The organism is Kocuria marina, from assembly GCF_000786655.1.
GTDB lineage: Bacteria > Actinomycetota > Actinomycetes > Actinomycetales > Micrococcaceae > Kocuria > Kocuria marina_A.
This window is the reverse complement of the sequence record NZ_JROM01000011.1, coordinates 42,929-68,853: the sequence shown is the minus strand read 5'-3', so window position 1 is coordinate 68,853 and position 25,925 is coordinate 42,929. Positions and strand designations below refer to the sequence as shown.

The following is a 25,925-nucleotide window of genomic DNA, read 5'->3' as shown; positions in this document are numbered from 1 at the left end:
CACGTCAATTGATGACGGTCACGCGGGGAAAAGTGCGACGGGCCCGGCAACCGTGTGGCTGCCGGGCCCGCCGTGCGCCGTCGTGACCTCCGACGAATCAGAGGCCGGGACGGACGGTTCGTGTGCCGCGGATCAGTGGCGGCGGGTGCGCGCAGGAGCGGTGGTCTCGGGCTCGCCGGCCACCGGGGGAACGATCTCGTCCGGGTGCGCCCGGACGTACTCCTGGTGCACCTCCGCGACGTGCAGGTCCTTGCCCTGGTCCGACTTCTTGACGAAGGAGACCGCGATGAAGGACACGAGCGAGATCAAGGAGATGTACAGGCCGATGGTCCACGCCGCACCGGTGCGGTTGAGCAGCAGCTGGGCGATCATGGGGGCGAACGCGCCACCGATGATCGAACCCAGGGCGTAACCGATCGAGACACCCGAGTAGCGGATGCGGGCCGGGAACATCTCGGCGTACATGGCGGACTGCGGACCGTAGGACGGGCCCAGGCCGATCGTCAGGATGAAGATCGCGGCCGCGAACAGGGGCAGGGACGCCGTGTTGAGCATCCACCACATGGGGATGGCCCACAGGATGATGATGCCGTAGCCGATCTGGAACGTGAGCTTGCGCCCGATCTTGTCCGAGATCCACCCGCCGAACATCGTGAAGATGAGCCACCCGACGCCGCCTACGAGCGTGGCGATCAGCGTCTCGGGACGGGACATCCCCAGGGCCTTGGTGCCGTAGGACGCGAAGAACGCGATGACCAGGTAGCCCGCGGCATTGTTGGCGGCGAAGATCAGCGCGGCCAGGATGACCTGCGGGGAGTTGGTCCGGAACAGCTGGCCCAGGGGAGCGGAGGACTCCTTGGCGCGCTGGCGCATCTCCAGGAACACGGGGGACTCGTCCACGGAGCGGCGGATGAGCCAACCCACGAAGATCAGCACGATGGAGAACAGGAACGGAACGCGCCAGCCCCAGGACTCGAACTGCTCGGGGGTCAGGATGGTGCTCAGGCCGAACATGAACAGGGTGGCCAACAGCATGCCCAGGGGCACGCCGATCTGGGGGTAGGCGCCGAAGAAGCCGCGCTTGTTCACGGGCGCGTGCTCCACGGACATCAGGGCCGCACCGCCCCACTCACCACCCGCGGAGAAACCCTGCAGGATGCGCAGGACGATCAGGAAGATGGGGGCCACGATACCGATCTGCTCGTACGTGGGCAGCAGGCCGATCAACGTGGTGGCTGCACCCATCCCGAACAGGGTCATGACCAGAGTGATCTTGCGGCCGTACTTGTCACCGATGTGACCGGCCACGATCGCGCCCAGGGGGCGGAACAGGAAGCTGATGCCCAGGGACGCCCAGGCGACGATCTGTGCGAGCTGCGCGTTCTCCTCACCCAACGGGTTGAAGAAGTGGGCGGCCAGGATGAAGGCGGCCGCCTGCGCGTAGATGAAGAAGTCGTACCACTCGATGGTGGTGCCCACGAGCGTGCCCGCAAGGACCTTGCGTTCTTCTCGGGTCATGGTGTGCGCCGGCTGAGCGGGCGCTGAGGTGGTGGATGCCATGTGGGTCTCCAGGATCGGCGGACGCGGGGTCCGTGGGGTGCCAGTGGCGGAGTGGATCAGGGGAATAACCGACCGATTGGTCTTGAAAGAAGTGTACGAGAGAATGTGAAGCGCGTCACGCGTTTCGTGTATTAAATCGTATATTTTTTTCCGGGCCGTTCACCCGGGCGGGCGGCATGTGGGCCGTTGTGACGCGTTCATGACACGACGACGCCCCCTCCCGCCGTGCAGCACCGTGGAAGGTGCGGGTGCAGCGGAAGGGGGCGGGCGGCGTCGTCGTCCGGGAAGCTCAGGGAACCGGAACGGCCAGCGACGCGGTGGGACTAAAAGCGGCAGGATCAGCCGCGCGGCCTGATCAGAACAGGCGCTCGGACGCGATCCGCGCACCCTCCACGAGGGACTCGAGCTTGGCCAGGGCGATCTGCGGGTGCAACCGACCGCCCAGACCGCAGTCCGTGGACGCGATCACGTTCTCCTTGCCCACCACGGACGCGTACTGCTCGATCCGGTCCGCCACGAGCTCGGGGTGCTCCACCACGTTGGTCGAGTGGGAGACGAAACCGGGGTAGACCACCTTGCCCTCGGGCAGCTGGTGGTCCTTCCAGACCTTCCACTCGTGGCCGTGGCGCGGGCTGGACGCCTCGAAGCTGTAGCCCTGCGCGCGGATGGTGAGCATGAGGTCCACGAGGTACTTGAACTCGAGGTCGGTGGTGTGCGGGCCGTGCCACGATCCCCAGCACAGGTGGAAGCGGATCTGCTCCTCGGGCAGGTCGCGCAGCGCGTAGTTCAGGGCGTCCACGCGCAGCTGGGTGAAGGCCAGGTAATCCTCCACGGTGGGCTCGGGGTTGATCTGGTCCCAGGACTCGGCGATCGAGGGGTCGTCGATCTGCACGATCAACCCGGCGTCCGTGATGGCCTTGTACTCCTCACGCATCGCGTCCGCGCACGCGTAGACCAGTTCCTCGTCGCTCTTGTAGTACTCGTTCTTCACGCGGGCGCACGAACCGGGGGACAGCGCCGCCACGAACCCCTGCGTGGCACCGGTCTCGGCCATGGCGTCCTTGATCCGGCGGATGTCGCCGGCCACGGCGTCCTGACCCGTGTAGGTCAGCGGCCCCGTGATCTTGGGCTGGGACACGCTTGCGCGGTGGGCGAGGACCCCGGCCGTGGGATCCTCGTAGGCCTCCCGGAACTTGGAGCGGTCGCGGCGGTCCGGGAAGCTCGTGAGCACGATGTTGCCCGGCGACGACCGGCGCGTCTCCGCCGTCTGCCAGCGGTCCTCGTCCGTGGGGGTCAGTCCGCCCAGGCGGTGGAAGGAATAGTTCCACCAGGCCCCGTAGTCCACGGCGCCGGACGTGGTGTGGCCGTACTCGCCGTCGTTGACGATGTCCAGGCCGATCTCCCGCTGCTTGCGCACGACGTCGATCACCCCGGCGTCCAGCGCCTCACCCAGCTGCGCCAGGTCGATCTCCCCGGCCTGGAAGCGGTTGTTGGCCTCGAGCAACTGCGGTGTGCGGGGGAGGGACCCCACGTGGGTGGTCTGGATGCGATCGGTGTTCAAGGGCATGGCTGTGCTGTTCCTTTCCATCGGTTCTGGCGTTAGCACCGGTGTCACCCCGGTTGCTGCGGCTTCCACGAGCCAGATCTCTCGGCCGCTCTGGATGGGTACTGCTCCATCCAACAGCATCGTGAGGAGCGGACGCCATTCGTGGCGCGCGGCGTCGTGACGTGTCGGACGACGACGCCGCTCCCCGGGTTCCTCGGGCCCCGTCCCCTCGGGCTGGGGTCACCGGGGGCTCCGGCGACACGCAACCGCTCGCGCCACCCGTTCCGAATCGTGACCGGGCGGTTCGGTGGGGTCACCCGGGTCGGGCCGTGACCCGGTGGCCCCCTGGGCGTAGCGTGACGCGGTAGGAGAACCGTCCACGCCCAAGGAGGCTGTCATGGAGCAATCACTCGAGGGGAAGAAGGCACTGGTCACCGGTGGGGCCAGCGGGATCGGCCGTGCGGCCGTGCAGGCGTTCGCGGACCGCGGCGCCCATGTGGTCGTCGCGGACATCAATGAGGAAGCCGCTCAGAAAACCGCCACCGAGGTGGGCGGGGAAGCCTGGGTCGTGGACCTCTCGGACACCGCCGCGCTCGCCGAACTGAGCCTGGACGTGGACATCCTGGTCAATAACGCGGGGATCCAGAAGGTGGCTCCCATCCAGGACTTCGACCCGGCGGACTTCCACCGCATCCTCACGCTCATGCTCGAGGCCCCCTTCCTGCTGATCCGCGCCGCACTGCCGCACATGTACGAGCGCGGGTGGGGTCGGATCATCAACGTCTCCTCGATCCACGGTCTGCGCGCCTCCGCGTACAAATCCGCGTACGTCACGGCCAAGCACGGGCTCGAGGGGCTGTCCAAGACCGTGGCCCTGGAGGGTGCCGAGCACGGTGTGACCAGCAACTGCGTCAACCCCAGCTACGTGCACACCCCGCTCGTGGACAAGCAGATCAAGGACCAGGCCGCGACCCACGGGATCCCCGAGGACCAGGTGATCGAGAAGATCATGCTCACCGAGTCCGCGATCAAGCGCCTCGTGGAACCCGAGGAGGTCGGCGAGCTCATCGCGTTCCTGGCCGGCCCGTCCGCGGGCATGGTCACGGGTGCGGCCTACACGATGGACGGTGGCTGGACGGCGTCCTGACCCGCGGGCGCCGCACCGGGTGAACATCCCTGCTGCGGAACGCACAGGAAATCGCCGAAAACGGTGCGTATCGAAGCACAGATGTTCCCAGGCCCTCAGGGACGCCGCTGCGCCCGGTTCACACGGTCGTGGCCCCCGTGCGCAGCGCCGTGGAGAGCCTGTGGGCCTGGTCCAGCAATGCCGCCCCGAGGCGGGGCCTGCGTTCCGCGGTGAACCGGGGTTCGATCCCCGTCAGGGAGAGCGCGTAGCGGGGTTGGCCGGTCGCGTCGAACACCGCGGCCGCCATGCCCCACGAGCCCTCCACGATCCGACCGGGGTTCAGGGACCAGCCGTCCTCCCGGACCTGGGCGACGAGGCGGCGGACGTGGGCGTCGTCGTGCTGTGGGCCGAGCCGCGTCCGCTCCTCCCGGGTGTCCGCGAGGGCGTTCTCGAGTTGGTCCGGGGGTAGGTGACCGAGGATCGCGAGCCCCGCGGAGGCCACACCCAGCGGCAACCGCAGGCCCTCGTAGAGCACGTGCGAGCGCACCGGGAACGCTCCCTCCACCCGTGCCAGGCAGATGACCTCGTTGCCACGGCGGGCGGAGAAGAACGCGGACTCGCCCGTGGCCTCCGCGAGCCGCTGCAGACACGGGGTCGCGAGGTCCTGGGCGGGATAACGCTGGGCGGCCACCGTTCCCAGGATGTGCAGTTCGGGGCCCAGAGCCCAGTTGCCGTCCTCCGTACGGTCCACGAGTCCCTCGGCGGCGAGTGCTGCGAGTAACCGGTGCGCGGTGGGCCGGGTCAGCCCCGTGCGGTGGGCGATGGCCGCGGTGGATCCGGCCGACTCCCCGGACGCCACGGCCTGGAGGATCGCGGCGATCCGGGAGACCACCTGCGTGCCCTGCGGGGAGGGCTGCGGGTTCCGGGGGTTCTGCGGGGTCATGCGGGCTCCTGCGTCGAGGCGTTCACAATATGGACAGACTAGCGATAGTTTTCCAGATTGTGATTCCTTCACCGCCCATTACGGATGAAGCGTTGACCAGGATGTGGTCACTTCCTAGCCTGAGAGGCAGATCACACACAGTTGAGGGGTGACCATGTCCAAACTCAGGGACAACGTGGCCGAGTTGCTCGCCGAGACGCTGCGGGACGGGATGACCGTGGCGGTGGGCGGTTTCGGGCTGTCCGGGATCCCGCGGGACCTCATCGAAGCGGTCCGGGACAACGGGGCCAAGGACCTGACCGTGGTGTCCAACAACATGGGCGTGGACGGTAAGGGACTCGGCCTGCTGCTGGAGAACAAGCAGGTGAGCAAGGTGCTGTCCTCGTACGTGGGGGAGAACAAGGAGTTCGCCCGCCAGTACCTGGAGGGGGAGCTCGAGGTCGAGTTCAACCCGCAGGGCACGCTCGCCGAACGGCTGCGCGCGGGCGGTGCGGGGATCCCCGCGTTCTACACCGCCACCGGTGTGGGCACACTCGTGGCCGAGGGCAAGCCCACCGCGGAGTTCGACGGGCGCACCTACGTCCTGGAACGCGGGATCGTCGCGGACATCGCCCTGGTGCACGCGTGGCGCGGGGACACGGACGGCAACCTGATCTACCGACGGACCTCGCGCAACTTCAACCCGGTGTGCGCCACGGCCGCGCGGATCACGTTCGCGGAGGTCGAGGAGGTCGTGGCCCCGGGTGAGTTGGACCCGGACCACATCGTGACCCCCGGGGTCTTCGTGCAGCACGTGGTGCAGTACTCGGGGGCGCCCAAGGAGATCGAGCAGCGCACCACGCGACCGAGGCCCGCGGCGTCGTCGTCGGAGGGCGGAACGGACGAGCGGACCGGCGGTGGTGCCGCCCGGGGCGCGGGCAACGGCGGAGCGGAAGGAGCGGTGGCATGAGCTGGACGCGTGACGAGATGGCGGCCATTGCGGCGTCGGAACTGCATGACGGCGACTACGTGAACCTGGGCATCGGGATCCCGACCCTCGTGGCGAACAACCTGCCCGAGGGCGTGAGCGTGGTGCTGCAGACCGAGAACGGGGCGCTGGGCATGGGCCCGTTCCCGTACGAGGGGGACGAGGACCCGGACCTGATCAATGCCGGGAAGCAGACGATCACCCTGCAGCCGGGGGCCGCGATCTTCGACTCCGCGATGTCCTTCGCGATGATCCGCGGTGGCCACGTGAAGATGGCGATCCTGGGGGCCATGCAGGTCTCGCAGCGCGGCGACCTGGCCAACTGGATGATTCCCGGCAAGATGGTCAAGGGAATGGGCGGGGCCATGGACCTTGTGGCCGGAGCACCTCGTGTGCTGGTCTTGACGGAACACGTCGCCAAGGACGGCTCCGCCAAGCTCAAGCGGGAGTGCGATCTGCCCCTGACCGGTGTCGGGGTCGTGGACCGCATCATCACCGACCTGTGCGTCTTCGACGTGGAGGAACACGGGCTGGTGTTGCGGACCCTCGCCCCGGGTGTGACCGAAGATGAAGTAGCAGCCAAGACCGAGGCCGAATACCGGGTTGAGCTCGTGGACGTCACCCCGGACTCCGTGCCCGTACAGGAGGAGAAATGACAGAGAACGCCAATGACGTGGTGATCGTCAACGGAGCGCGCACCCCCCAGGGCAAACTGCTGGGCGCGCTCGCGGACCTGAGCGCCGTGGACCTGGGCGCGCACGCGATCAAGCACGCCGTGCAGCGCGCGGGGATCTCCCCCGAGGACGTCGATTACGTCTACATGGGCAACGTGGTGCAGGCGGGTACCGGGCAGAACCCGGCCAAGCAGGCCGCGGTGAAGGCAGGACTGCCCAAGACCGTCCCGGCGGCCGCCCTGAACAAGGTGTGCCTGTCCGGTCTGGTGGCCGTCACGGAAGCGGCGCGGATGCTGCGCCTGGGTGAGGCGGACGTCGTCGTGGCCGGCGGGATGGAATCCATGACCAACGCGCCGCACCTGGCCCTGGGCGCCCGCAAGGGCAAGCCCTACGGGGACATGCGGCTCGCGGACTCGCTCGCGCACGACGGTCTCGTGGACGTGGAGAAAGGCGTGCCCATGGGCGAGCTCACCGAGTCCGGCAACGGCGAGCGCCAGATCGACCGCGCCGAGCAGGACGCGGTGGCCGCGCGCAGCCACCAGCTCGCGGGCAAGGCCCAGCAGGACGGGATCTTCGCGGACGAGATCGCACCCATCGAGGTGCCCCAGCGCAAGGGCGACCCGATCACGGTGTCCGAGGACCAGGGCGTGCGCCCGGACTCCACCGCGGAGGGCCTCGGCAAGCTGCGCCCCGCCTTCACGAAGGACGGCGCCATCACCGCGGGCAACTCGTCCCCCATTTCCGACGGCGCTGCGGCTCTCGTGCTGACCACGCGCGGCTACGCGGAGGAGCACGGACTCGAGTGGCTCGCCGTGGTGGGCAAGCCCGGTCAGGTGGCCGGCCCGGACACCTCCCTGCATTCCCAGCCCTCCCGGGCCATCGAGCACGCGCTCTCGCGGTCCGACTGGACCCTGGAGGATCTGGACTTCATCGAGATCAACGAGGCCTTCGCGGCCGTGGCCGTGCAGTCGGTGCGCGACCTGGGCGTGGACCCCGAGAAGGTCAACATCCACGGTGGCGCGATCGCCCTGGGCCACCCCGTGGGGGCCTCGGGTGCGCGGATCGCGCTGCATGCAGCTATGGAGCTGGCACGGCGCGGTTCCGGCAAGGCCGCCGTGTCCCTGTGCGGTGGCGGCGGTCAGGGTGAGGCGTTGTTGTTGAGCCGTTGAGCCCTGCAGGTGGGCCACGCCCGTCCCGGACCCGGGCGGGCGTGACCCGCACCAGGGGCGGCCCGGCTCGAGCCGGCTGACCGGCCCAGGTGCTAGCCGGGGCGAGCGGACCGGCTGATCGGATCGATTCAGGAGGAACCATGGCGCACACGGCATCCACACCGGACTCGACATCGTCGGAGGGCCCTGGATCAGCGGGCGGGCCCGCGCCGGACCCCCGGCGCACCCGTAAGCGGGCAGCGCTGTCCGGGTTCCTGTTCGGGTGCGGTATCGCGGCCTCCATGATCGACCTGTTCATCTTCCACCTGGGCCTGCAGTGGCATCACTTCTACGACCTCTCCACACACGAGGTGGCCCTCGTGACGGACGGGTTCTTCCACGCCTTCGGGTGGTTCATCACCATCTGGGGTCTGTTCCTGCTCGCTGACGTGCGCCGCCGCGGTGGGGTGCACTGGCCCCACTGGATCGGGGCCGTGATCCTGGGCGTGGGGATCTTCCAGCTCTTCGACGGCATCGTGGACCACAAGCTGCTGGGCATCCACCAGATCCGCTACGGCGTGGACATCCTGCCGTACGACCTGGTGTGGAACGGCACCGCGGTGATCCTCATGCTCATCGGGTTCCTGGTGCTGCGGCGCGGCGCGCGGGCCTACCGGGCCCGCTGATGTCCTCGGACCACGCCCACCACGCGGATCACATGCACCACGCGGAGACCGCGGCCTCCGTCGAATGGCCCGTGTTCGAGTGGCTGGTCGTGGTGGTGTTGGTGCTGGCCGCCGCAGGGTACGGGTGGTTGCTGTGGTCGGGCCGTCACAGGACGGGGCCGGGTCCGTGGCGTCCCGTGAGTTTCTACGTCGGTCTGCTGTGCGTGGGAGCGGGCCTCATGGGACCCCTCGCCCACGCCGGGCACACCAGCTTCACCGCCCATATGGTGGGGCACCTGCTGGTGGGGATGCTCGGACCCCTGCTGCTCGTACTGGGCTCGCCCGTGCGGGTGGCGCTGCGCGGGCTGTCCACCGCCGGGGCCCGCCGGGTCACGCGGGTGCTGCGGTTCCCGGTCATCCGCTGGGTCACCCACCCCGTGGTGGCGGCGGTCCTCAATGCCGGAGGGTTGTGGTTGCTCTACACCACCGCGCTGTTCCACTGGATGCACGCCTCCGCGTGGGGCCACGCGCTCGTCCACACCCACATTTTCCTGGCCGGCTACGTGTTCACGGCGGCCATCGCCGGACCGGACCCCGATCCGCATCGTTCGTCCTTCCGGGCGCGCGCCGTGGTCCTGGTGCTCTTCATCGCGGCGCACTCGGTCCTGGCCAAGTGGCTCTACGCGCATCCGCCCGCGGGAGTCGCGCCCCACGACGCCCACGTGGGCGCGCAGGTCATGTACTACGGCGGCGACGTCGTGGACGTCCTGCTGATCGTCCTGCTGTTCCTGGGCCACCACCGGGCCACGCGCCCGCGCCCGGCAACCGATCGCATGTCCCCAACCCTGACCCAGATCGGAGAACCACCCGTGTCTCGCCACCATCGAGAGCCGTTGTCATGAGCACCCCGGGAACCCCGCAGGCCACCGCCGCCCGGTCCGAACCGCCGCTGGCCCGCGTGATGCGGCCGCTCAACACCGCCGTGGAGAGGTTCATCCCCTCGGCGCTGATCTTCGCCATAGTCCTCACCGTCCTGGTGGCCCTCATGGCCCTGCTGCTGACCGATTCCGGGCCCGTGGCCGTGATCCAGGGATGGGGCACGGGACTGTCTGGGCTGCTGGAGTTCATGACCCAGATGGCGCTGGTGCTGTTGCTCGGTCATGCCCTGGCCAGTACCCGGCCCGTGCGCGCCGGTCTCGGCAAGTTGGCCTCGGTGCCCCGCTCACCCCTGCGCGCCTACGTCTTCGTGTTCGTCATCGCTGCGGTGGCCTCGCTCATCACATGGGGTTTCGGCCTGGTGGTCGGCGGTCTGCTCGCCCGGGAGGTCGCCGCAGAGTTCGCGCGCAGGTGCCAGGCCGTGAGCTTCCCGATGCTCGTGGCGTCCGGGTTCTCCGGGTTCGTGGTGTGGCACATGGGGTATTCGGGCTCCGGCCCGCTGACCGCTGCGACCCCGGGCTCGTTCATCGAGAAGCAGGTGGGCCACGTCATTCCCATCGGGGAGACCATTTTCTCGTGGTGGAATCTCAGCGCGATCGTCGTCACCCTGATCCTGGTGGCCCTGGCGCTCTGGCTCGTGGCACCGCGCAGCGTGCCCGAGTCCCACACGGTCACGGCCGAGGCACTCGCCCAGTCCGAACAGGAGATCGAGCGCCCGGTGATCGAGGCCCCGGCCGATCGGTTGGATGCCTCCCGCATCCCCACGACCCTCGTGGGGTTGGCACTGGTGGCCTACCTGATCATCCACTTCGCCGGGGGTGGAACGGTCACCCTGAACATCGTGAACTGGATGTTCCTGGGGCTGATCTTCCTGTTGTCCCGCAATGCGTTCGAGGTCATGGGCCTCATCAAGAACGCCGCGTCGAACGTGGGTGACATCCTGCTGCAGTTCCCCCTGTACGCCGGGATCATGGGCATCATGACCGCCACGGGGCTGATCCAGGTGCTCTCCGACTCGATCGTCGCCGTGGCATCGCCCCAGACGCTGGGCCTGCTGGCATTCCTGTCCGCCGGGTTGGTCAACTTCTTCGTCCCGTCCGGCGGCGGACAGGTGGCCATCCAGGCGCCCATCCTGTTGGATGCCGCCGCCCGCCTGGACGTGGACCCCGCCGTGGTAATCATGGCGGTGTCCTACGGCGATCAATGGACGAACATGATCCAGCCGTTCTGGGCCCTGCCGTTGCTGGCCATCGCGGGACTGAAGATCCGGGACATCCTGGGCTACACGACCGTGGTGTTGCTGGTGTCCGGCATCGTCTTCGCCGCCACCATGCTGGTCGTGGGCGCGGGGGTCTGAGTGCGCGTCGTGCTCCGGGCGCACTGCGGTCCCGGAGCACGACGGCGCTCGACGTCACCTCGCTGAGGTGGCCGGGGTGTCAGACCTCGTCCGGGTTCCAGCCCTGGACCTTGCCGTCCGGGGCCGCGTACTTCACGATCAGGCTGCAGTCCAGGTCCCCGTAGCCCTCGTCGATCAGGCGCTGGAAGCGCTGGGCCGCGAGTTCGGCCGCGGGGAGGTCCACGCCCGTCTGCTCACCGGCGGACAGCGCGAGCCCCACGTCCTTGGCGGCCAGGACCGCGGAGAACGTGGACTCGAAATTGTTGTTCGCGGCGGCCGAGGGGACGATGTCCGGGACGGGGTACCACGTCCGCAGGGCCCAGGAATCGCCGGAGGACACCGACGCGATGTCCCAGAACACCCGCGGGTCCAGACCCAGCCGTTCGGCCAGGACGGAACCTTCCGCACACGCTTCGAGATTGATGAACAGCATCATGTTGTTCACGATCTTGGCCGATTGCCCCATGCCCGGCCCGCCGGTGTGCACGATCCTGCCCGCCATGGGGGTGATGACCTGCTCGGCCCGGGCCACGGTGTCCTTGTCGCCCCCGATCATGAACGTGAGCGTTCCCGCCGCGGCACCGCTGATCCCGCCCGAGACCGGGGCGTCCACGAACGCGAATCCCTTCTCCGCCGCGGCCTTGTGCAGCTCCAGTGCGGTTTCCACGTCGATCGTGGAACTGTCGATGAGCAGTGCGTCTTTCGGGGCGAGCGCCAGGACCCCCTGGTCCCCGAGGTAGACGGCGCGGGAGTGCTCACCCTTGGGCAGCATGGTGAACACCACCTCCGCACCCTCGAGGGCTTCGGCCATGAAGGAGAACGTTTCCACGCCGCCGTCCCGCGCGGTGGCCATGGCCCGCTCGTCGAGGTCGAAGCCGCGCACGGTGTGACCCGCTTCGACCAAGTTCGCGGACATCGGGGATCCCATGTGGCCCAGTCCGATCCAGCTGATGACGGTCATGATGTCGATCCTTTCGTCGTGCCCCGAGGGCGTCGTCGGTCGTGCCCCGAGGGTTGCGGAGGTCGTGCGTCGCGGGGTTCAGGCGCCGTGGTGCGCGGCGCGTTCTTCGTCCAGGCGGCGGCGATCGGCGTCGTCGACCGACTGCAGGGAGATCCCACGGGTCTCGCGCAGCGTGATCACGGCGAAGAGCGTGATCAGGCACGCGATGGAGATGTAGATGGAGATGGGGACCCACGAGTCGAACTGGCGCAGCAGCGTCGTCGCGATGATGGGCGCGAGGGAACCCGCGATGATCGAGGTGACCTGGTAGCCCAGGGAGACGCCGGAATAGCGCATGCGGGTGGGGAACATCTCGGCCATGATCGCGGGCTGACCGGCGTACATGAACGCGTGGATCACGAGACCCACCACGATCGTGCCCAGGATGATCCACTCGTTACGGGTGTTGAACAGCGGGAAGGCCGCGAACGCCCAGACGATGCCCAGCGCGGCCCCGGTGGCGTACACGGGACGCCGCCCGGCCTTGTCGGAGAGCCGGCCCACGAGCGGGACCACGATCGCGTGGACGACGTGCCCCACCAGCAGGAGCAACAGGATGTTCGAGGTGTTCATCTTCAACTGCGTGGACAGGTAGGTAATGGAGAACGTGACGACGATGTAGTAGAGGATGTTCTCCGCGAAACGCAGGCCCATGGCACCGAACACGCCGCGGGGGTAGCGGCGGAACACTTCCGCCACGCCGTACGCCGCGCCCTTGGCCTCGATGATCTCCTGCTGGGTCTCCTTGAAGATCGCGGCGTCCGTGACGTGGGTGCGGATGTAGTAGCCCACGGCCACGATCACCACGGAGAGCCAGAAGCCCACGCGCCAGCCCCACGACAGGAACTGCTCGTCCGAGAGCGTGCGGGACAGCACCAGCAGCACGACGGTGGCCAGGAGGTTGCCCAGGGGGACCGCGGCCTGGGGCCAGCTGGCCCAGAACCCGCGTTCCTTATTGGGCGAGTGCTCGGCCACGAGCAGGACGGCGCCGCCCCATTCGCCACCCACGGCGAATCCCTGCGCGAACCGCAGGAAGACGAGCAGTGCCGGGGCCAGGTAGCCCACCTGGTGGAACGTGGGCAGGCAGCCCATGAGGAAGGTCGTGGCGCCCACCAGGACGATGGCGACCTGCAGCAGGTGCTTGCGGCCGTACTTGTCACCGTAGTGACCGAAGACGATGCCGCCGAGCGGGCGGGCGATGAAGCCCACGGCGTAGACCAGGAACGCCTTGATGATGCCGTCCAGCGGGTTGCCGGTGTCCACGAAGAACAGGGGACCGAAGACCAGGGTCGAGGCGGTCGCGAACAGGAAGAACTCGTACCACTCGACCACCGTGCCGGCCATCGACGCCGCGACCACCTTCTTGAGGCCCCCGCGGGTCTGCTCGTTCGCGGCGGGTCCGGTACCCGGCGATGGGGTGGTCTGGTCCGTGGTGCTCATGGGGGTCTCCTTCTGCTTCGCCCGATGTGATGGTGGTCACAGCGCGGTGCCACCAACTTACTGGGCGGTGATCGTGCGCTCAATGGCCAAAACGTGGCCGGGTACGTGCAAAAATGCACAGACGGCCGGCCAATACACGACGCCGCACGGAGGGTTTGATGACGCGCGAAGTGGACAACCTGCTCCTGTTGCTGTCCGTGGTGCGGCACGGTTCCTATTCGGGCGCCGCGGCCACTCAGGGGATCAGTCACACCACGGTGTCCCGCAGGATCGCGGCGCTCGAGAAGTCCGCGGGCGCCCGCCTGCTGGTGCGCGCGGACGGGGCGTGGGAGCCCACGGATCTCGGCCGGCAGTTCGTGAGCGCCGCCGAGGGCATCGAGACGGCCCTCGATTCCCTCGCCCTGGAATCGGGCGGTGCCGGCGGCGGGGTGAGGGGGCTCGTGCGGGTCCTGGCCCCGGACGGTCTGGGCGGGATCGCCGTGGGGGAGGCCATGCGCAGGTTGTCCGAGACCCACCCAGGTGTGCGACTCGAGATGATCAACGCGGCGCGCCGCCCGAGCGCCAACCTCGTGGGGATCGACGTGGAGGTGGTCGTGGGGCGCCCGGAGGTCTCCCGGAACGAGTCGTTCCACCTGGCGGACTACTTCCTGGGGCTCTACGCGTCCGCGGCGTACGTGGAACGCCACCCGGCCATCGAGACCCCCGCCCAGCTGCAGGAGCACCCCCTGCTCTACTTCATCGAGTCGATGCAGGACGTCCCGGAGCTGATCGATCCCGTGCGGCACCTGCCGCGGATGCACCAGTCGATCGGGGCCACGTCCTCCATGGTGCACGTGGAGCTGACCCGCTCGGGGGCGGGGATCGGCCTGCTGCCGTGCTACCTGGCCGATCGCGCCGGGGACCTCGTGCGGCTCTTCCCGGAGGAGTTCGCGTTCCGTGCGTCCTACTGGGCCGTCTCCCGCCCGGACCTGTTGAAGCGCCCCGCGGTGAAGGCCGTGATGGATGCGCTCCGCGCGACGGTCGAGGACATGAAGGACGAGCTGGCCGCGTCAGCCGGCACCGGTCGCGCGCGGCCCCGCGGCGAGCGCCGGGGTTCGCGCGCCAACGCACTCGCGCGCTAGCGCACCATCCTGAGCTCGCGCAGGTCCGACAACCGCGGGTCCACCGTCTCGGTCCCGTCCGCGCGGAAGCCATTGCGCTCGTAGAACCGGATGGCGCGCGCATTGGCCGCGGCGACCCACAGCTGCGCGGGCTCTGTCCTCAGCACGGCGTCCAGCAACGCCTGTCCCGCTCCGCTGCCGTGGTGCTCGCGCAGGACGTACACCATGAGCAGCGCGGTCTCCCGCGCCGGTTGCGCCTCCTCCGGTGCACCGACCGCGGCGAAGCCCACGATCCGTCCGGCCACCTCCGCGACGCGCACCGCGCTCCGGCCGGCTTCATCGCGCAGGAGTCCGTCCCACATGGTGCGACGACGCCGCTGCGCCGCCTCGTCGTAGAAACGTTCCGGAACCATGCCCGCGTACGTCTCACGCCAAGAACGCACGTGGACGGCGGCGAGGGCGGGAGCGTCGTCGGGTTCGGGGAGGCGGATGGTGAATGCGGGCCGTGTCATGGGTCGGACCTCTCGTGGGGTGCTGCCTCACGACCGAGGATCAGGGCCAGTCCGGCCTCGAACCGCGCAGCGCTGTCAGTGGTGGGCAGCCCCATGGCCTCGCGGGTCTGCTGAGCGGTGACGGAGCCCAGTGCGAACCGGACCAGGGTCAGGGCCGTGTCCTCGGCGACCCGCTGCGTGAGGCCCGTGGCGGACAGGGTCGAAACGAGTAGCGGGACCGGCGGCAGGTCGAGCGGATCGAGGGCGTGGGCCACGCCGACGACCTCCGCGCCGTCGCGCACCGCGAGGACCAGTCGGCGGAATTCCGCGGCCACCCGAGCGGGGTCGAAGTGGCCGGGCGCGGCGCGGCGACCATCGGGGAGCCCTGGAGCCGCCCCGTCGTGACCGGCCGGGCGGGCGGCGCGGGGAGCGGCGTCGTCGTGAACCGCGCGGTCGGCGGCGAGCGGCGCGACCATGCGCTGGGCGAGCACCGCCAAGAGCTCCTGCTTGTTGGCCACGTGCCAGTAGAGGGCGCCGGGCTGGACCCCGAGCTCCTTGGCCAGACGGCGCATGGAGAGATCGCCCAGGCCGTAGCTCTGCAGGATGTGCCACGCGGCATCCACCACGTCATCGCGGTTCAGGGCCACGGCGCTCCTCTCGGGGTGCTCGGTCGGGTGCTGCGTGTGACTCTACCGATCGGCCGGTGCGGCGCGGAGCGGGCGTCGGGGAATTGACTTTCTTGAACGGCGTTCAATAATTGAACAATGTTCAAGAACCCCGCTGAGCTGGCCGATCGCGTCCTGGCCGGTGACCCGGTGACCCCGGGCGAAGCCCTCGAACTCCTGCACACCCCCGACTCCGAGCTGCTGGATCTCGTGGCCGCCGCCGCACGGCTGCGCCGCGAACACTTCGGCATGACCGTGAAGGTGAACTACCTGGTCAACCTGAAGTCCGGGCTGTGCGCGGAGGACTGCGGCTACTGCTCGCAGCGCCTCAACGCCGGTACCGACATCCTCAAGTACTCGTGGTTGAGTCCCGATCAGGCCGTGGAGCAGGCCGAGTACGGGATCAAGGGCGGGGCCAGCCGGGTGTGTCTCGTGGCGAGCGGTCGCGGCCCGTCCAACCGTGAGGTGGACACGGTCACGCGCACCGTGGCGGCGCTCAAGGATCAGCACCCGGACGTGGAGGTCTGCGCGTGCCTCGGGATCCTCAAGGACGGGCAGGCGGAAGCCCTGGGTGAGGCGGGCGTGGACGCCTACAACCACAACCTCAACACCGCCGAGTCCAACTACGCCTCCATCTGTTCCACCCACACCTACCAGGACCGCGTGGCCACCGTGGAGCGCGCCAAGCAGGCCGGTCTCTCCCCGTGCTCGGGTCTGATCGTGGGCATGCGGGAGACGGACGAGCAGCTCGTGGAAGCCCTGTTCGCCCTGCGGGAGCTGGACTCGGACTCCGTGCCGGTCAACTTCCTCATGCCGTTCGAGGGCACACCCCTGGCGGGCACGTGGCAGCTCGATCCCCGCAAGTGCCTGGCGATCCTGGCCGTGGTGCGTTTCGTGTGCCCCGACAAGGAGATCCGGATGGCCGGCGGTCGGGAGATGCACCTGCGCTCGCTGCAGCCCCTGGCGTTGCACGTGGTCAACTCCCTGTTCCTGGGCGACTACCTCACCTCCGAGGGTCAGGCGGCCCAGGCGGACCTGGACATGATCGCCGACGCCGGGTTCACGGTCCTGGGCGCCGGCCCCTCCGCACCCGATCACACCGGTGCGGACCCGTCCGTGGCCGCAGGGTCCTGCGCACCATGCGGTTCCGCCGACGACGCCGCTGCGTCCGGTTCCCCGGCCCAGGTCACCTCATCCGCGGGGCCCGTTCCCCCCGCTCCCGGATCCGCCTCGAAGGGTTCGGGTCTCCCGCCGGCCGTCGCCGCGCAGCTGTCCTCGGGTGAGCCCCTCCCGGAGCGGGAACCGGGCACCCGGGTGCGGGTGACGCTGAACCCGACCGTGCGGCGTCGTGGTGCGGGGACCGAGGTGGCGCCCAATGCCTGACACCGCGACCCGGGAGCGTATGACCTGCGCGAGCCTCGCGGCGCGGGACCGGGGGCTGCTGTGGCACCCCTACGAAGCGCTCGACGGGCCCGCGCCCTACACCGTGGCGGCCGCGCAGGGGGTCACGCTCACGCTGGTCACGCCCGACGGCGAGCGCGTGGAGGCGATCGACGGGATGGCCTCGTGGTGGTGCGCGGTGCACGGGTACCGCAACCCGGAGTTGGACCGCGCGGCCGTGGAACAGATCGGGGACTTCGCGCACGTGATGTTCGGCGGGCTCACCCACCGGCCGGCCGTGGAGTTGGCCGAACTGTTGGTGGAGGTCACCCCTCCCGAACTGCAGCACGTGTTCTTCGCGGACTCCGGGTCGGTGAGCGTGGAGGTCGCGCTGAAGCTCGCGGTGCAGTACCAGGCGGCGCGCGGTCGATCGCAGCGCCGGCGCATCCTCACGGTGCGCGGCGGCTACCACGGTGACACCACCGGGGCCATGAGCGTGTGCGATCCCGGGGGTGGGATGCACGCGGAGTTCTCGGGTCTCGTGGCGGAGCAGCTCTTCGTGGCACCGCCACCCGCGGCGTCGTCGTCGGGGGAGGATCACGAGTGGGTGGGGTCGGACGCGGACGTCGCGCGGTGGATCGCGGACGTGCGCGCCACGGCCCGGGCGCATCGGGACGAGCTCGCGGGCGTCATCGTGGAACCCGTCCTGCAGGGAGCCGGCGGGATGCGTACGTACGACCCGCGCTGTCTGCGGGCCCTGCGGGAGCTCGCGGACGAGCTGGACCTCGTGCTCATCGCGGACGAGATTGCCACCGGGTTCGGACGCACCGGGCGGTGGTTCGCGTGCGAGTGGGCCGGGGTGGTCCCGGACGTGATGTGCGTGGGCAAGGCCCTGACCGGCGGATACATGACCCTCGCCGCGGTGCTGGTGTCCGGATCCGTGGGGGCGGTCATCACGGCGTCACCGCAACGTGCCCTCATGCACGGGCCCACGTTCATGGCCAACCCGCTCGCGTGCGCGGTGGCCCTGCAATCCGTACGGATGCTTCGGGACACGTGGCGCCGGGACGTCACCCGTCTGGAGACCGCCTTCCGGGAGATCCTCCCCGCGGCCGCCGAACTCGACGCGGTCGAGGACGTGCGGGTGATCGGCGGGGTGGGCGTCGTGGAGTTCTACCGCGCACCGGACAGCGCACGGTTGACGCGCGCAGCCCTCGAGCACGGGGTGTGGCTGCGGCCCTTCGGTCGGTTGCTCTACGCGATGCCGCCCTATATCTGTTCGGACGACGACGCTCGACGCATCGCCCGCGCCGTCCTGCACGCTGCCCGGGACGTCACCGGGGAGGCCGGAGCATGAACACGGAAACGGGCACGGCTTCGGCGGGAAACACCGCGGGACCCCTCGATACCTGGCTCCGTGACCGGGCGCGGGAACGCGAGGAGCAGGGGCTGCGGCGCGAACTGCGGCCCATGCGAGGGCCGTGTGTGGACCTCGCGTCCAACGACTACCTGGGCCTGTCACGGGACCCCCGCGTCACGGCCGCGGCGCACCGCGCACTGGACGAGTACGGGACCGGTTCACGGGCATCGCGCCTCGTCACGGGCACATTGCCCGTGCACGAGGAGCTCGAACATGCCCTGTGCGAACTCACGGGTCAGCCCGCGGCCCTGGTCTTCTCGAGCGGGTACGCGGCGAACACGGGTGTGCTCACGGCACTGGGGGACGCGGATACCCTCATCGTCTCGGACGCCCACGTGCAGGCCTCCCTCGTGGACGGTGCGCGGTTGTCCCGCTCGCCCGTGCGGATCGCGCGACACTCGGACGTGGCCCACGTGGAGCAGCTGCTGGCGGAGCGGTCGCAGTCGCGGGCGATCGTCGTCGTCGAATCCGTGTACTCCGTTTGGGGGGACCACGCACCGCTCGAGGCGCTCGCGCGGGTGTGCCGCGCGCACGACGCGTTGTTGCTCGTGGACGAGGCCCACGGTATCGGTGTCGCCGGTCGGGGCCGCGGGCTCGTGCACGAACTCGGTCTCGCGGGCGCACCGCACGTTGTCCTGACCGTGACGCTGTCCAAGGCGCTCGGCGCGCAGGGCGGGGCGGTGATCGGGTCCGAGCTGCTGCGCGAGCACCTGCTCAACCGTGCGCGCCCGTTCGTGTACGACACCGCCCTCGCACCGGCGAGTGCCGCGGCCGCCGCGGAGGCCGCCCGGATCGTCCTCGGGCGGCCCAAGCTTGCGGACCGGTTGCACGAGCGCGCGGCCTTCGTGGCCCGCGCGCTGGACGTGCCTCTCGCGCGCGCTGCGGTGCAGTCGGTGCCCGTGGGATCGGCGGAACTCGCCGTGGACGCCGCCCGGACCCTGCGTGAGCGTGGGGTGGCGGTGGGATGCTTCCGCCCGCCGTCGGTGCCGGACGGCATCAGCAGGCTGCGTCTCACGGCGCGCGCGAACATGGAATTACAAGAATTGTCGGAGGCGGTGGAGCGGGTGCGGGAGGTTCTGAGCGCACTGGAACCGGCGATGTCGGGGGTGGACGCCGGCCTCGGTCGGATCGCACCGTCGCAACTCGTTCCGGCCCCGGGTTCCGGTGCCGATGGAGGTACGCCATCCGTCCAGGAGGTCACCGCATGAATCGCAATCCCCTCGCCCGCGCGGTCCTTCCCCGCCTCACGATCGTCACGGGGACGGACACGGACGTGGGCAAGACCTACACGACCGCGGCGCTCGCGGTGGCCGCGTGGTCCTCCGGAGTCCAACGGATCGCGGTCTACAAGCCCCAACAGACCGGCATGCGCGGGGACGATCCGGGGGATGTTGACGACGTCGCTCGGCTGGCTGGCACCGCAGGTGTGCCGACTGCTGCGCTCACCGTGGTGGAGGGACAGCGGCTCACCGAACCCATGGCCCCGCCTCCCGCGGCGGCGATCGACGGGGTGGATCTCCTACCGATCACCGCGCACGTGGAGCGGGTCATGGAATTACAGGAATCCCACGACCTCGTGCTCGTGGAGGGCAGCGGTGGGGTGCTCGTGGAGCTGGATGGGCAGCGGCACACGATCGCGGATCTGGCGCGGGAGCTGCAGGGTCGCGCGGGGGACGAGGTCGGGACGGTCGTGGTGACCCGCCCGGACCTGGGAACCCTGAACCACACCCTGCTGACGTTGGAGGCCCTGCACCACCGGGGCGTGCGGGTGTCGGGGGTCGTGCTGGGATCCTGGCCGGCTCACCCCGATCCGGTGCAGGAATCCAACCGGGACTACCTGGCGGCCCTGCCGGATGTGGGCGGTCGGTGGATCCCGTTACTAGGTGCGGTCCCCGCCGGGTGGAACGACGACCCGAGCTGAAGGCGGCCCACCCCTTGCTTTTACTCAGCTAAAGCAGGTTTTCGGTGGTCCGGGATGTTTTTGCTCCACTAGAACATCACCGGAACAGGGGTGGGCCGGGTCGGTGGCGCACGTGGGCGGGCCTCACGAGCCCTCCACCACCGCCCCATACAGCCGCTCGAAACGGTCGTGGACACCCCGGTAGTACTCCTCCGCGGAGTCGCGAGGCGTGTACGTCCCCGCGGGTTCCGGGGAGGAGCGCTCCACGTCCGGGGCGAGTGACTCCAGCATGAGCAGGGCGTTGCCGCGGCACGTGGACCGCTTGATGGTCTGGTGGATCACGGGTGTGCCCAGGTAGTCGCCCAGGATCTGTAACCAGGACGGCAGCTCCTGGGTGACCCGGCCCGCCGCCACGATCCGCTCCACGTCCGTGGCGGCCCGTTCCAGCTCGTCCGAGACCCTCCGGTAGGAACCGGCGATCCCCTCGAGCATCCCGCGGGCCATCGCGGAGGCGTCCGTGGAAGCGGAGACATCCGCGAACACCGCCCGTGCACTGCCCGCCCACCCCGTGGAGCGTTCCCCGGTCAGGAAGGGGAGCACCCCGGGGGTGTCGGGGGAGGGGTCCGCGGCGGCGATCTCGTCGAGCACGGCGTCGTCGAGTGCGAGGGTGTCGAGCAACCAGCTCACGGCGCGGCCCACGTCGTTGAGGGCGCCGCCCAGCAGGCACCGGGAGGAGTCGATGCGGTAGCACCACAGCCCCGGCGGGATGTCCTGGGGGCGGTGGTGCAGCAGGACCCGCATGGCGCCGGAGGTCGCCGCGGACGCGACGATCGTGTGCTCGTCCGAACCGCCCACCCCCAGGTTGGCGCACAGCCCGTCCGCCACGGGCGCGAACCACTGCGCGTCCGCGAGCCCCTGCCAGCGCGCGGTGCGCTCCGGGTCCACGTCCGACAGCGGCTCGTGGGGTTCGAGGATCGGGGAGAGCACGTCGGCGGAGATGCCGGCGGCCTTGAGCATCCGCCGGTCCCAGTTGCCCGAACGGCGGTTGAGCAGCCCCGTCCACGCGGCGGTCGCGGTGCCCGTGGCGGTGGTGCCGAGCAGACGCAGCCACACGTACTCGCCGATGCTCAGCCAGCGCTCTGCGGCCTCGAAGTCCTCGGGGCGCGTCTCGGCGAGCCACCGGAATCGCGGGGCCAGGTAGCTCGTGTGCAGGCGCGCGCCCACGGTCTGCTGGACCTGGCGTTCCTCGAGTTCCTCGCGCAGTTGTTTCAGCTGCGGCGCGCACCGTGAGTCGGCGTAGGTGAAGCACTCGGTCACGGGGTCGCCGTTCGCGTCCACACCCACCAGGGAAGACGCAAAGGAATCCAGGCCGACGCCGCGCACCCGCCCCGCGAGCTCCTTCCGGTCGCACACCACGTCCAGGATCTCGCGGATCTCGTCCACCACCTGGTCCGGGTCGATCACGGAGGTGCCGTCCGCAGCGGTAGTGAATTCGTGGGGGATCTTGTGGCGGTACCCGCGCACGGGGGTCCCGGTGGCGTCGTGCACGGAGCCGCGCGTGGCGGTGGAGCCGATGTCCAGGGTCATCACCAGGGGGTCCTGCGCCCGGTCCAGTTCCACGGCGAAGTCCACGCCGTCGTCCGGGCGCGGTGTGTTCTTGTGCTTGCCCATCTGCGTCCTGCTCCTTCGCGGTCGTACCGTCCTCCCAGTCTAGGGACGGGCCCGGTGTGCGCTCGCCGGACGACGGCGCCGGGGCCCGGGACGCGCGGGACGGACGGCGGCGTCGTCGTCATCTCGTCCCGCATGGTGAGACGACTGTCTGCTATGTGAAAACTGTGTCGGGGCCGCGCGTATCCTGGGGGGAACACTTTTTGCCGGGAGGCGGCGCATTTCGCGCCGTCCACGTCCCGGTCCAGCCTTCGGGAAGGGGTCACAGTGCCGCAGCTACGTTCAGCAACGTCCACCACCGGTCGGAACATGGCGGGTGCCCGCGCCCTCTGGCGCGCCACCGGCATGGGCAGCGAGGACTTCGGCAAGCCGATCATCGCGATCGCGAACTCCTTCACGCAGTTCGTCCCCGGTCACGTGCACCTGAAGAACATGGGGGAGCTCGTGGCCTCCGCGGTGCGCGAGGCCGGCGGTGTGGCCAAGGAGTTCAACACGATCGCCGTGGACGACGGCATCGCCATGGGTCACGACGGCATGCTCTACTCCCTGCCGTCGCGTGACATCATCGCCGACTCCGTGGAGTACATGGTCAACGCGCACTGCGCGGACGCCCTGGTGTGCATCTCCAACTGCGACAAGATCACCCCCGGCATGCTCATGGCCGCGCTGCGTCTGAACATTCCCGTGGTCTTCGTCTCCGGCGGCCCCATGGAATCCGGTGAGGGCGTGGAGGGCGTGGTGGAGCACCGCGTGGACCTCGTGGACGCCATGGCCCTGGCCGTGGACGAGTCCATCACGGACGCGCAGCTGGCCCAGATCGAGGAGAACGCGTGCCCCACGTGCGGTTCGTGCTCCGGGATGTTCACCGCCAACTCCATGAACTGCCTGACCGAGGCCCTGGGTCTGTCCCTGCCCGGCAACGGCACCACGCTGGCCACGCACGTGAACCGCAAGCGGTTGTTCCTGGAGGCCGGGCGGCGGATCGTGGAATCCGCCAAGCGCTACTACGAGCAGGACGACGACTCCGTGCTGCCCCGCAACATCGCGACCAAGGCGGCGTTCCGCAACGCCATGGCCCTGGACATCGCCATGGGCGGTTCCACCAACACGGTGTTGCACATCCTGGCCGCCGCGCAGGAGGCCGAGGTGGACTTCAACCTCTCGGACATCGACGCGCTGTCCCGGAAGGTCCCGTGCCTGGCCAAGGTGGCACCGAACTCCACCAAGTACCACATCGAACACGTCCACCGCGCCGGCGGTATCCCCGCGATCCTGGGTGAACTGCGCCGCGGCGGGCTACTGGACGAGGACGTGCACACCGTGCACTCCCAGACCATGGGTGAGTGGCTGGACGAGTGGGACATCCGCTCCGGCAAGGCCTCGGACGCCGCCCGCGAGTTCTTCCTGGCCGCGCCCGGCGGGGTGCGCACCACCCAGGCGTTCTCCCAGGCCAACGAGTACGAGTCCCACGACACCGACGACGCCGAGGGCTGCATCCGCTCCGTGGTGAACGCCTACACCAAGGAGGGTGGGCTCTGCGTGCTGTTCGGCAACATCGCCGAGGACGGCGCGGTGATCAAGACCGCCGGGATCGACCCCGACCTGTTCCACTTCACCGGCCGGGCCTTCGTGGTGGAGTCCCAGGACGAGGCCGTGCACGAGATCCTCTCCAAGAACGTGAAGGAGGGGGACATCGTCGTCATCGCCTACGAGGGACCCAAGGGCGGACCGGGCATGCAGGAGATGCTGTACCCCACGAGCTACCTCAAGGGCCTGGGGCTCGGCAAGAAGTGCGCGCTCATCACGGACGGCCGCTTCTCCGGGGGCACCTCCGGGATCTCGATCGGTCACATCTCCCCGGAGGCCGCGGCCGGCGGTGCCGTGGGTCTCATCGAGCACGGTGACGAGATCGAGATCGACGTGGAGAACCGCGTGCTGCGGGTCAACGTGGACGACGCCGAGCTCGCGCGCCGTCGCCAGGAGAAGGGTGACGCCCCCTGGAAGCCCACCAAGCCGCGTGAACGTCGCGTGTCCAAGGCGCTGCGGGCGTACGCTTCCATGGTGACCTCCGCGGACAAGGGCGCAGTGCGCGTCGTGGAGGACTGAGGACGGTCCGACCCGGGCGGTCAGGACGAAGGGAACAGGCATGTCCCAGAATGGCCCGCGGCTGACCGAGGCCCAGGAGAAGCACATCCTGCGGCGGCGCTTCGAGGACGAGACGGCGGGGTTCCACAAGGGGCTGGGCGCCCGCCAGTTGCAGATGATCGCGATCGGCAGCGCGATCGGGACCGGGCTGTTCCTGGGAGCCGGTGGCCGTTTGGAGCAGGCCGGTCCGTCCCTGTTCCTGCTGTACGCGGTGTGCGGTTTCTTCGGCTACCTGATCCTGCGCTCACTGGGCGAACTCGTGGTGCACCGGCCGTCCTCCGGTTCGTTCGTCTCCTACGCCCGTGAGTTCTACGGCGAGAAGGCCGCGTACGTCTCCGGGTGGTTGTACTGGCTGAACTGGGCCATGACAGCGGTCGCGGATGCCACGGCCATCGCGATCTACATCAAGTGGTTCGGTCAGTACAGCGCGTTCGTGGCGGGGATCCCGCAGTGGATCCTCGCATTGATCGTGGTGGTCCTGGTGGTGTCGCTGAATCTGGTCTCGGTCAAGGTGTTCGGCGAGCTGGAGTTCTGGTTCTCTCTGATTAAGGTCCTGGCCCTGGTGGTCTTCCTGGTCATCGGCACGTTCTTCGTGCTCTTCGGCACGCCCACCGGTTCCGAGGTGGGGTTCTCCCTCATCCGGGACAACGGGGGGCTCTTCCCGGCCGGCGTGCTGCCGGCGCTCATCGTGGTGCAGGGTGTGGTGTTCGCGTACGCCGGCATCGAGCTCGTGGGCACCACGTCCGGGGAGACCCGCAACGCGGAGAAGGTCATCCCCCGGGCCATCAACACGGTGATCCTGCGGATCGCGGTGTTCTACGTGGGCTCCGTCCTGCTGTTGTGCCTGCTGCTGCCCTACACCGCCTACAGCGCCACCGAGAGCCCGTTCGTCACGTTCTTCTCGTCCATCGGCGTGGACGCGGCGGGGCCCATCATGCAGCTCGTGGTGATCACCGCGGCACTGTCCTCGCTCAACGCGGGCCTCTACTCCACCGGGCGCATCGTCCATTCCATGGCACAGGCCGGTTCCGCCCCGAGGTTCACGGGCAAGCTGTCCTCGTCGGGTGTTCCGTATGGTGGCATCCTGTTGACCGCCGGGGTGGCCGTGCTCGGTGTGGGGCTGAACTTCGTGGTGCCGGAGCAGGCATTCGAGATCGTGCTGAACCTCGCGGCACTGGGCACCATGGCGGGCTGGGCCGCGATCTCGCTGTCCCACCAGCGGTACGTCTCCCTGGCGCGGAAGGGCTTCTACAACCGCCCGACCTACCGGGCACCGCTGGCGCCGTTCACCAACTGGCTGACCATGTTCTTCCTCGCGGGCGTGCTCGTATTGATGGCCGTGGACTATCCCGTGGGCACCTTCACCCTGGCGTCCTCCCTGGTGCTGATCCCGATCCTGGTGATCGGGTGGTTCGTGGTGCGGGGCAGGGTGCGCGAGATCGCCGCCGAACGCGAGGGCTTCACGGGGGCGTTCCCGGTGCTCGCGGAGCGGCCCGTGGTGGGGGCGTTCCGCCCGGTGGGCCGGGAGAACTCCACGGGTTCCGGGTCCACGACCTCCACGGCATCCCTGCACCGGGTCCCCGGACCGGGTTCCACCGCCGGTGCCACGACGCCGCCCCCGGGACACCAAGACCCGGGACACCAAGGCCCGGGACACCAGGGCCCTGACACGTCCCGCTGACACCCACTGAGGGCCCGGTTTCCGTTACTGTGACCTAGATCGGTGCAACAGCACACATCAGACACTTGGTTCCC

Annotated in this window: 22 protein-coding genes and 1 riboswitch; of the genes, 14 read left to right on the top strand and 8 right to left on the bottom strand. The window is 69.2% G+C overall.

Annotation, left to right across the window (positions count from 1 at the left end; all coding sequences use genetic code 11):
- Positions 1 to 132: 132 nt before the first annotated feature.
- Both AS25_RS02000 and AS25_RS01995 read right to left on the bottom strand, forming a co-directional pair.
- The gene (locus tag AS25_RS02000) at positions 133 to 1,560 is read right to left on the bottom strand and encodes an MFS transporter (RefSeq protein ID WP_035960834.1); all 1,428 of its coding nucleotides are present in this window, start codon (positions 1,558 to 1,560) and stop codon (positions 133 to 135) included.
- Positions 1,561 to 1,915: 355 nt separating this feature from the next.
- Positions 1,916 to 3,127, bottom strand: a complete 1,212-nt coding sequence (locus AS25_RS01995) for a cobalamin-independent methionine synthase II family protein (RefSeq protein ID WP_035960833.1) — start codon at positions 3,125 to 3,127, stop codon at positions 1,916 to 1,918.
- A gap of 14 nt (positions 3,128 to 3,141) precedes the next feature.
- Positions 3,142 to 3,228, bottom strand: a riboswitch (SAM riboswitch).
- A gap of 275 nt (positions 3,229 to 3,503) precedes the next feature.
- Here AS25_RS01995 and AS25_RS01990 point away from each other — a divergent pair.
- On the top strand, positions 3,504 to 4,253 hold the full coding sequence (locus tag AS25_RS01990; protein WP_035960832.1) for a 3-hydroxybutyrate dehydrogenase: 750 nt from the start codon (positions 3,504 to 3,506) through the stop codon (positions 4,251 to 4,253).
- A gap of 118 nt (positions 4,254 to 4,371) precedes the next feature.
- On the opposite strand, the gene AS25_RS01985 is transcribed toward AS25_RS01990, so the two are convergent.
- Complete coding sequence (locus tag AS25_RS01985) at positions 4,372 to 5,175, bottom strand: IclR family transcriptional regulator (RefSeq protein ID WP_052160625.1); 804 nt, start codon at positions 5,173 to 5,175, stop codon at positions 4,372 to 4,374.
- Positions 5,176 to 5,329: 154 nt separating this feature from the next.
- Here AS25_RS01985 and AS25_RS01980 point away from each other — a divergent pair, with 154 nt between their 5' ends.
- The 6 genes from AS25_RS01980 (at position 5,330) to AS25_RS01955 (ending at position 10,922) form a co-directional block, all read left to right on the top strand.
- A complete protein-coding gene (locus AS25_RS01980) occupies positions 5,330 to 6,124 on the top strand; it encodes a CoA transferase subunit A (protein WP_052160624.1) in 795 nt (264 codons plus the stop codon).
- The gene (locus AS25_RS01975; RefSeq protein WP_035960831.1) at positions 6,121 to 6,798 is read left to right on the top strand and encodes a CoA transferase subunit B; all 678 of its coding nucleotides are present in this window, start codon (positions 6,121 to 6,123) and stop codon (positions 6,796 to 6,798) included. The genes AS25_RS01980 and AS25_RS01975 overlap by 4 nt, the downstream gene beginning before the upstream one ends.
- Positions 6,795 to 7,985: an acetyl-CoA C-acetyltransferase gene (locus tag AS25_RS01970; RefSeq protein WP_035960829.1), complete on the top strand. Its 1,191-nt coding sequence runs from the start codon at positions 6,795 to 6,797 to the stop codon at positions 7,983 to 7,985. Before AS25_RS01975 ends, AS25_RS01970 begins: the two co-directional genes overlap by 4 nt.
- Before the next feature lie 140 nt (positions 7,986 to 8,125).
- Positions 8,126 to 8,650, top strand: coding sequence for a DUF2243 domain-containing protein (locus AS25_RS01965; protein WP_035960827.1), 525 nt, complete (start codon positions 8,126 to 8,128; stop codon positions 8,648 to 8,650).
- A complete protein-coding gene (locus tag AS25_RS01960; protein WP_084117953.1) occupies positions 8,650 to 9,531 on the top strand; it encodes a cytochrome c oxidase assembly protein in 882 nt (293 codons plus the stop codon). The genes AS25_RS01965 and AS25_RS01960 overlap by 1 nt, the downstream gene beginning before the upstream one ends.
- Positions 9,528 to 10,922: a short-chain fatty acid transporter gene (locus AS25_RS01955; protein WP_035960826.1), complete on the top strand. Its 1,395-nt coding sequence runs from the start codon at positions 9,528 to 9,530 to the stop codon at positions 10,920 to 10,922. The genes AS25_RS01960 and AS25_RS01955 overlap by 4 nt, the downstream gene beginning before the upstream one ends.
- Before the next feature lie 79 nt (positions 10,923 to 11,001).
- Here the strand turns inward: AS25_RS01955 and mmsB are convergent, their stop codons facing one another.
- Positions 11,002 to 11,922: a 3-hydroxyisobutyrate dehydrogenase gene (gene mmsB, locus AS25_RS01950; protein ID WP_035960824.1), complete on the bottom strand. Its 921-nt coding sequence runs from the start codon at positions 11,920 to 11,922 to the stop codon at positions 11,002 to 11,004.
- A gap of 78 nt (positions 11,923 to 12,000) precedes the next feature.
- Entirely contained in the window at positions 12,001 to 13,401 is a 1,401-nt protein-coding gene (locus AS25_RS01945; protein WP_035960823.1) for an MFS transporter, read from the bottom strand.
- Positions 13,402 to 13,559: 158 nt separating this feature from the next.
- On the opposite strand from AS25_RS01945, the gene AS25_RS01940 reads away from it, so the two are divergent.
- Positions 13,560 to 14,522, top strand: a complete 963-nt coding sequence (locus AS25_RS01940; protein WP_084117952.1) for a LysR family transcriptional regulator — start codon at positions 13,560 to 13,562, stop codon at positions 14,520 to 14,522.
- Here the strand turns inward: AS25_RS01940 and AS25_RS01935 are convergent.
- Both AS25_RS01935 and AS25_RS01930 read right to left on the bottom strand, forming a co-directional pair.
- Positions 14,519 to 15,013: a GNAT family N-acetyltransferase gene (locus AS25_RS01935; protein WP_035960822.1), complete on the bottom strand. Its 495-nt coding sequence runs from the start codon at positions 15,011 to 15,013 to the stop codon at positions 14,519 to 14,521. The genes AS25_RS01940 and AS25_RS01935 overlap by 4 nt on opposite strands.
- The gene (locus AS25_RS01930; RefSeq protein ID WP_035960820.1) at positions 15,010 to 15,639 is read right to left on the bottom strand and encodes a TetR family transcriptional regulator; all 630 of its coding nucleotides are present in this window, start codon (positions 15,637 to 15,639) and stop codon (positions 15,010 to 15,012) included. The genes AS25_RS01935 and AS25_RS01930 overlap by 4 nt, the downstream gene beginning before the upstream one ends.
- Positions 15,640 to 15,756: 117 nt before the next feature.
- On the opposite strand from AS25_RS01930, the gene bioB reads away from it, so the two are divergent.
- Genes bioB through bioD form a run of 4 tightly spaced genes read left to right on the top strand, consistent with a single transcriptional unit; the run spans position 15,757 to position 20,378 of the window.
- On the top strand, positions 15,757 to 17,040 hold the full coding sequence (bioB, locus tag AS25_RS01925) for a biotin synthase BioB (protein ID WP_035960819.1): 1,284 nt from the start codon (positions 15,757 to 15,759) through the stop codon (positions 17,038 to 17,040).
- Positions 17,033 to 18,394, top strand: a complete 1,362-nt coding sequence (gene bioA / locus AS25_RS01920) for an adenosylmethionine--8-amino-7-oxononanoate transaminase (protein WP_035960818.1) — start codon at positions 17,033 to 17,035, stop codon at positions 18,392 to 18,394. Before bioB ends, bioA begins: the two co-directional genes overlap by 8 nt.
- A complete protein-coding gene (locus AS25_RS01915) occupies positions 18,391 to 19,665 on the top strand; it encodes an 8-amino-7-oxononanoate synthase (RefSeq protein ID WP_084117951.1) in 1,275 nt (424 codons plus the stop codon). The genes bioA and AS25_RS01915 overlap by 4 nt, the downstream gene beginning before the upstream one ends.
- Positions 19,662 to 20,378 (top strand): dethiobiotin synthase, encoded by a 717-nt coding sequence (gene bioD, locus AS25_RS01910; protein WP_035960817.1) that lies wholly within the window; start codon positions 19,662 to 19,664, stop codon positions 20,376 to 20,378. Before AS25_RS01915 ends, bioD begins: the two co-directional genes overlap by 4 nt.
- Before the next feature lie 123 nt (positions 20,379 to 20,501).
- Here bioD and AS25_RS01905 read toward each other — a convergent pair whose 3' ends face one another.
- Entirely contained in the window at positions 20,502 to 22,028 is a 1,527-nt protein-coding gene (locus tag AS25_RS01905; protein ID WP_035960816.1) for a gluconokinase, read from the bottom strand.
- A gap of 264 nt (positions 22,029 to 22,292) precedes the next feature.
- Here AS25_RS01905 and ilvD point away from each other — a divergent pair, with 264 nt between their 5' ends.
- Both ilvD and AS25_RS01895 read left to right on the top strand, forming a co-directional pair.
- On the top strand, positions 22,293 to 24,131 hold the full coding sequence (gene ilvD, locus AS25_RS01900; protein WP_035960815.1) for a dihydroxy-acid dehydratase: 1,839 nt from the start codon (positions 22,293 to 22,295) through the stop codon (positions 24,129 to 24,131).
- Between the two features lie 40 nt (positions 24,132 to 24,171).
- On the top strand, positions 24,172 to 25,851 hold the full coding sequence (locus AS25_RS01895) for an amino acid permease (protein WP_084117950.1): 1,680 nt from the start codon (positions 24,172 to 24,174) through the stop codon (positions 25,849 to 25,851).
- Positions 25,852 to 25,925: the final 74 nt, after the last annotated feature.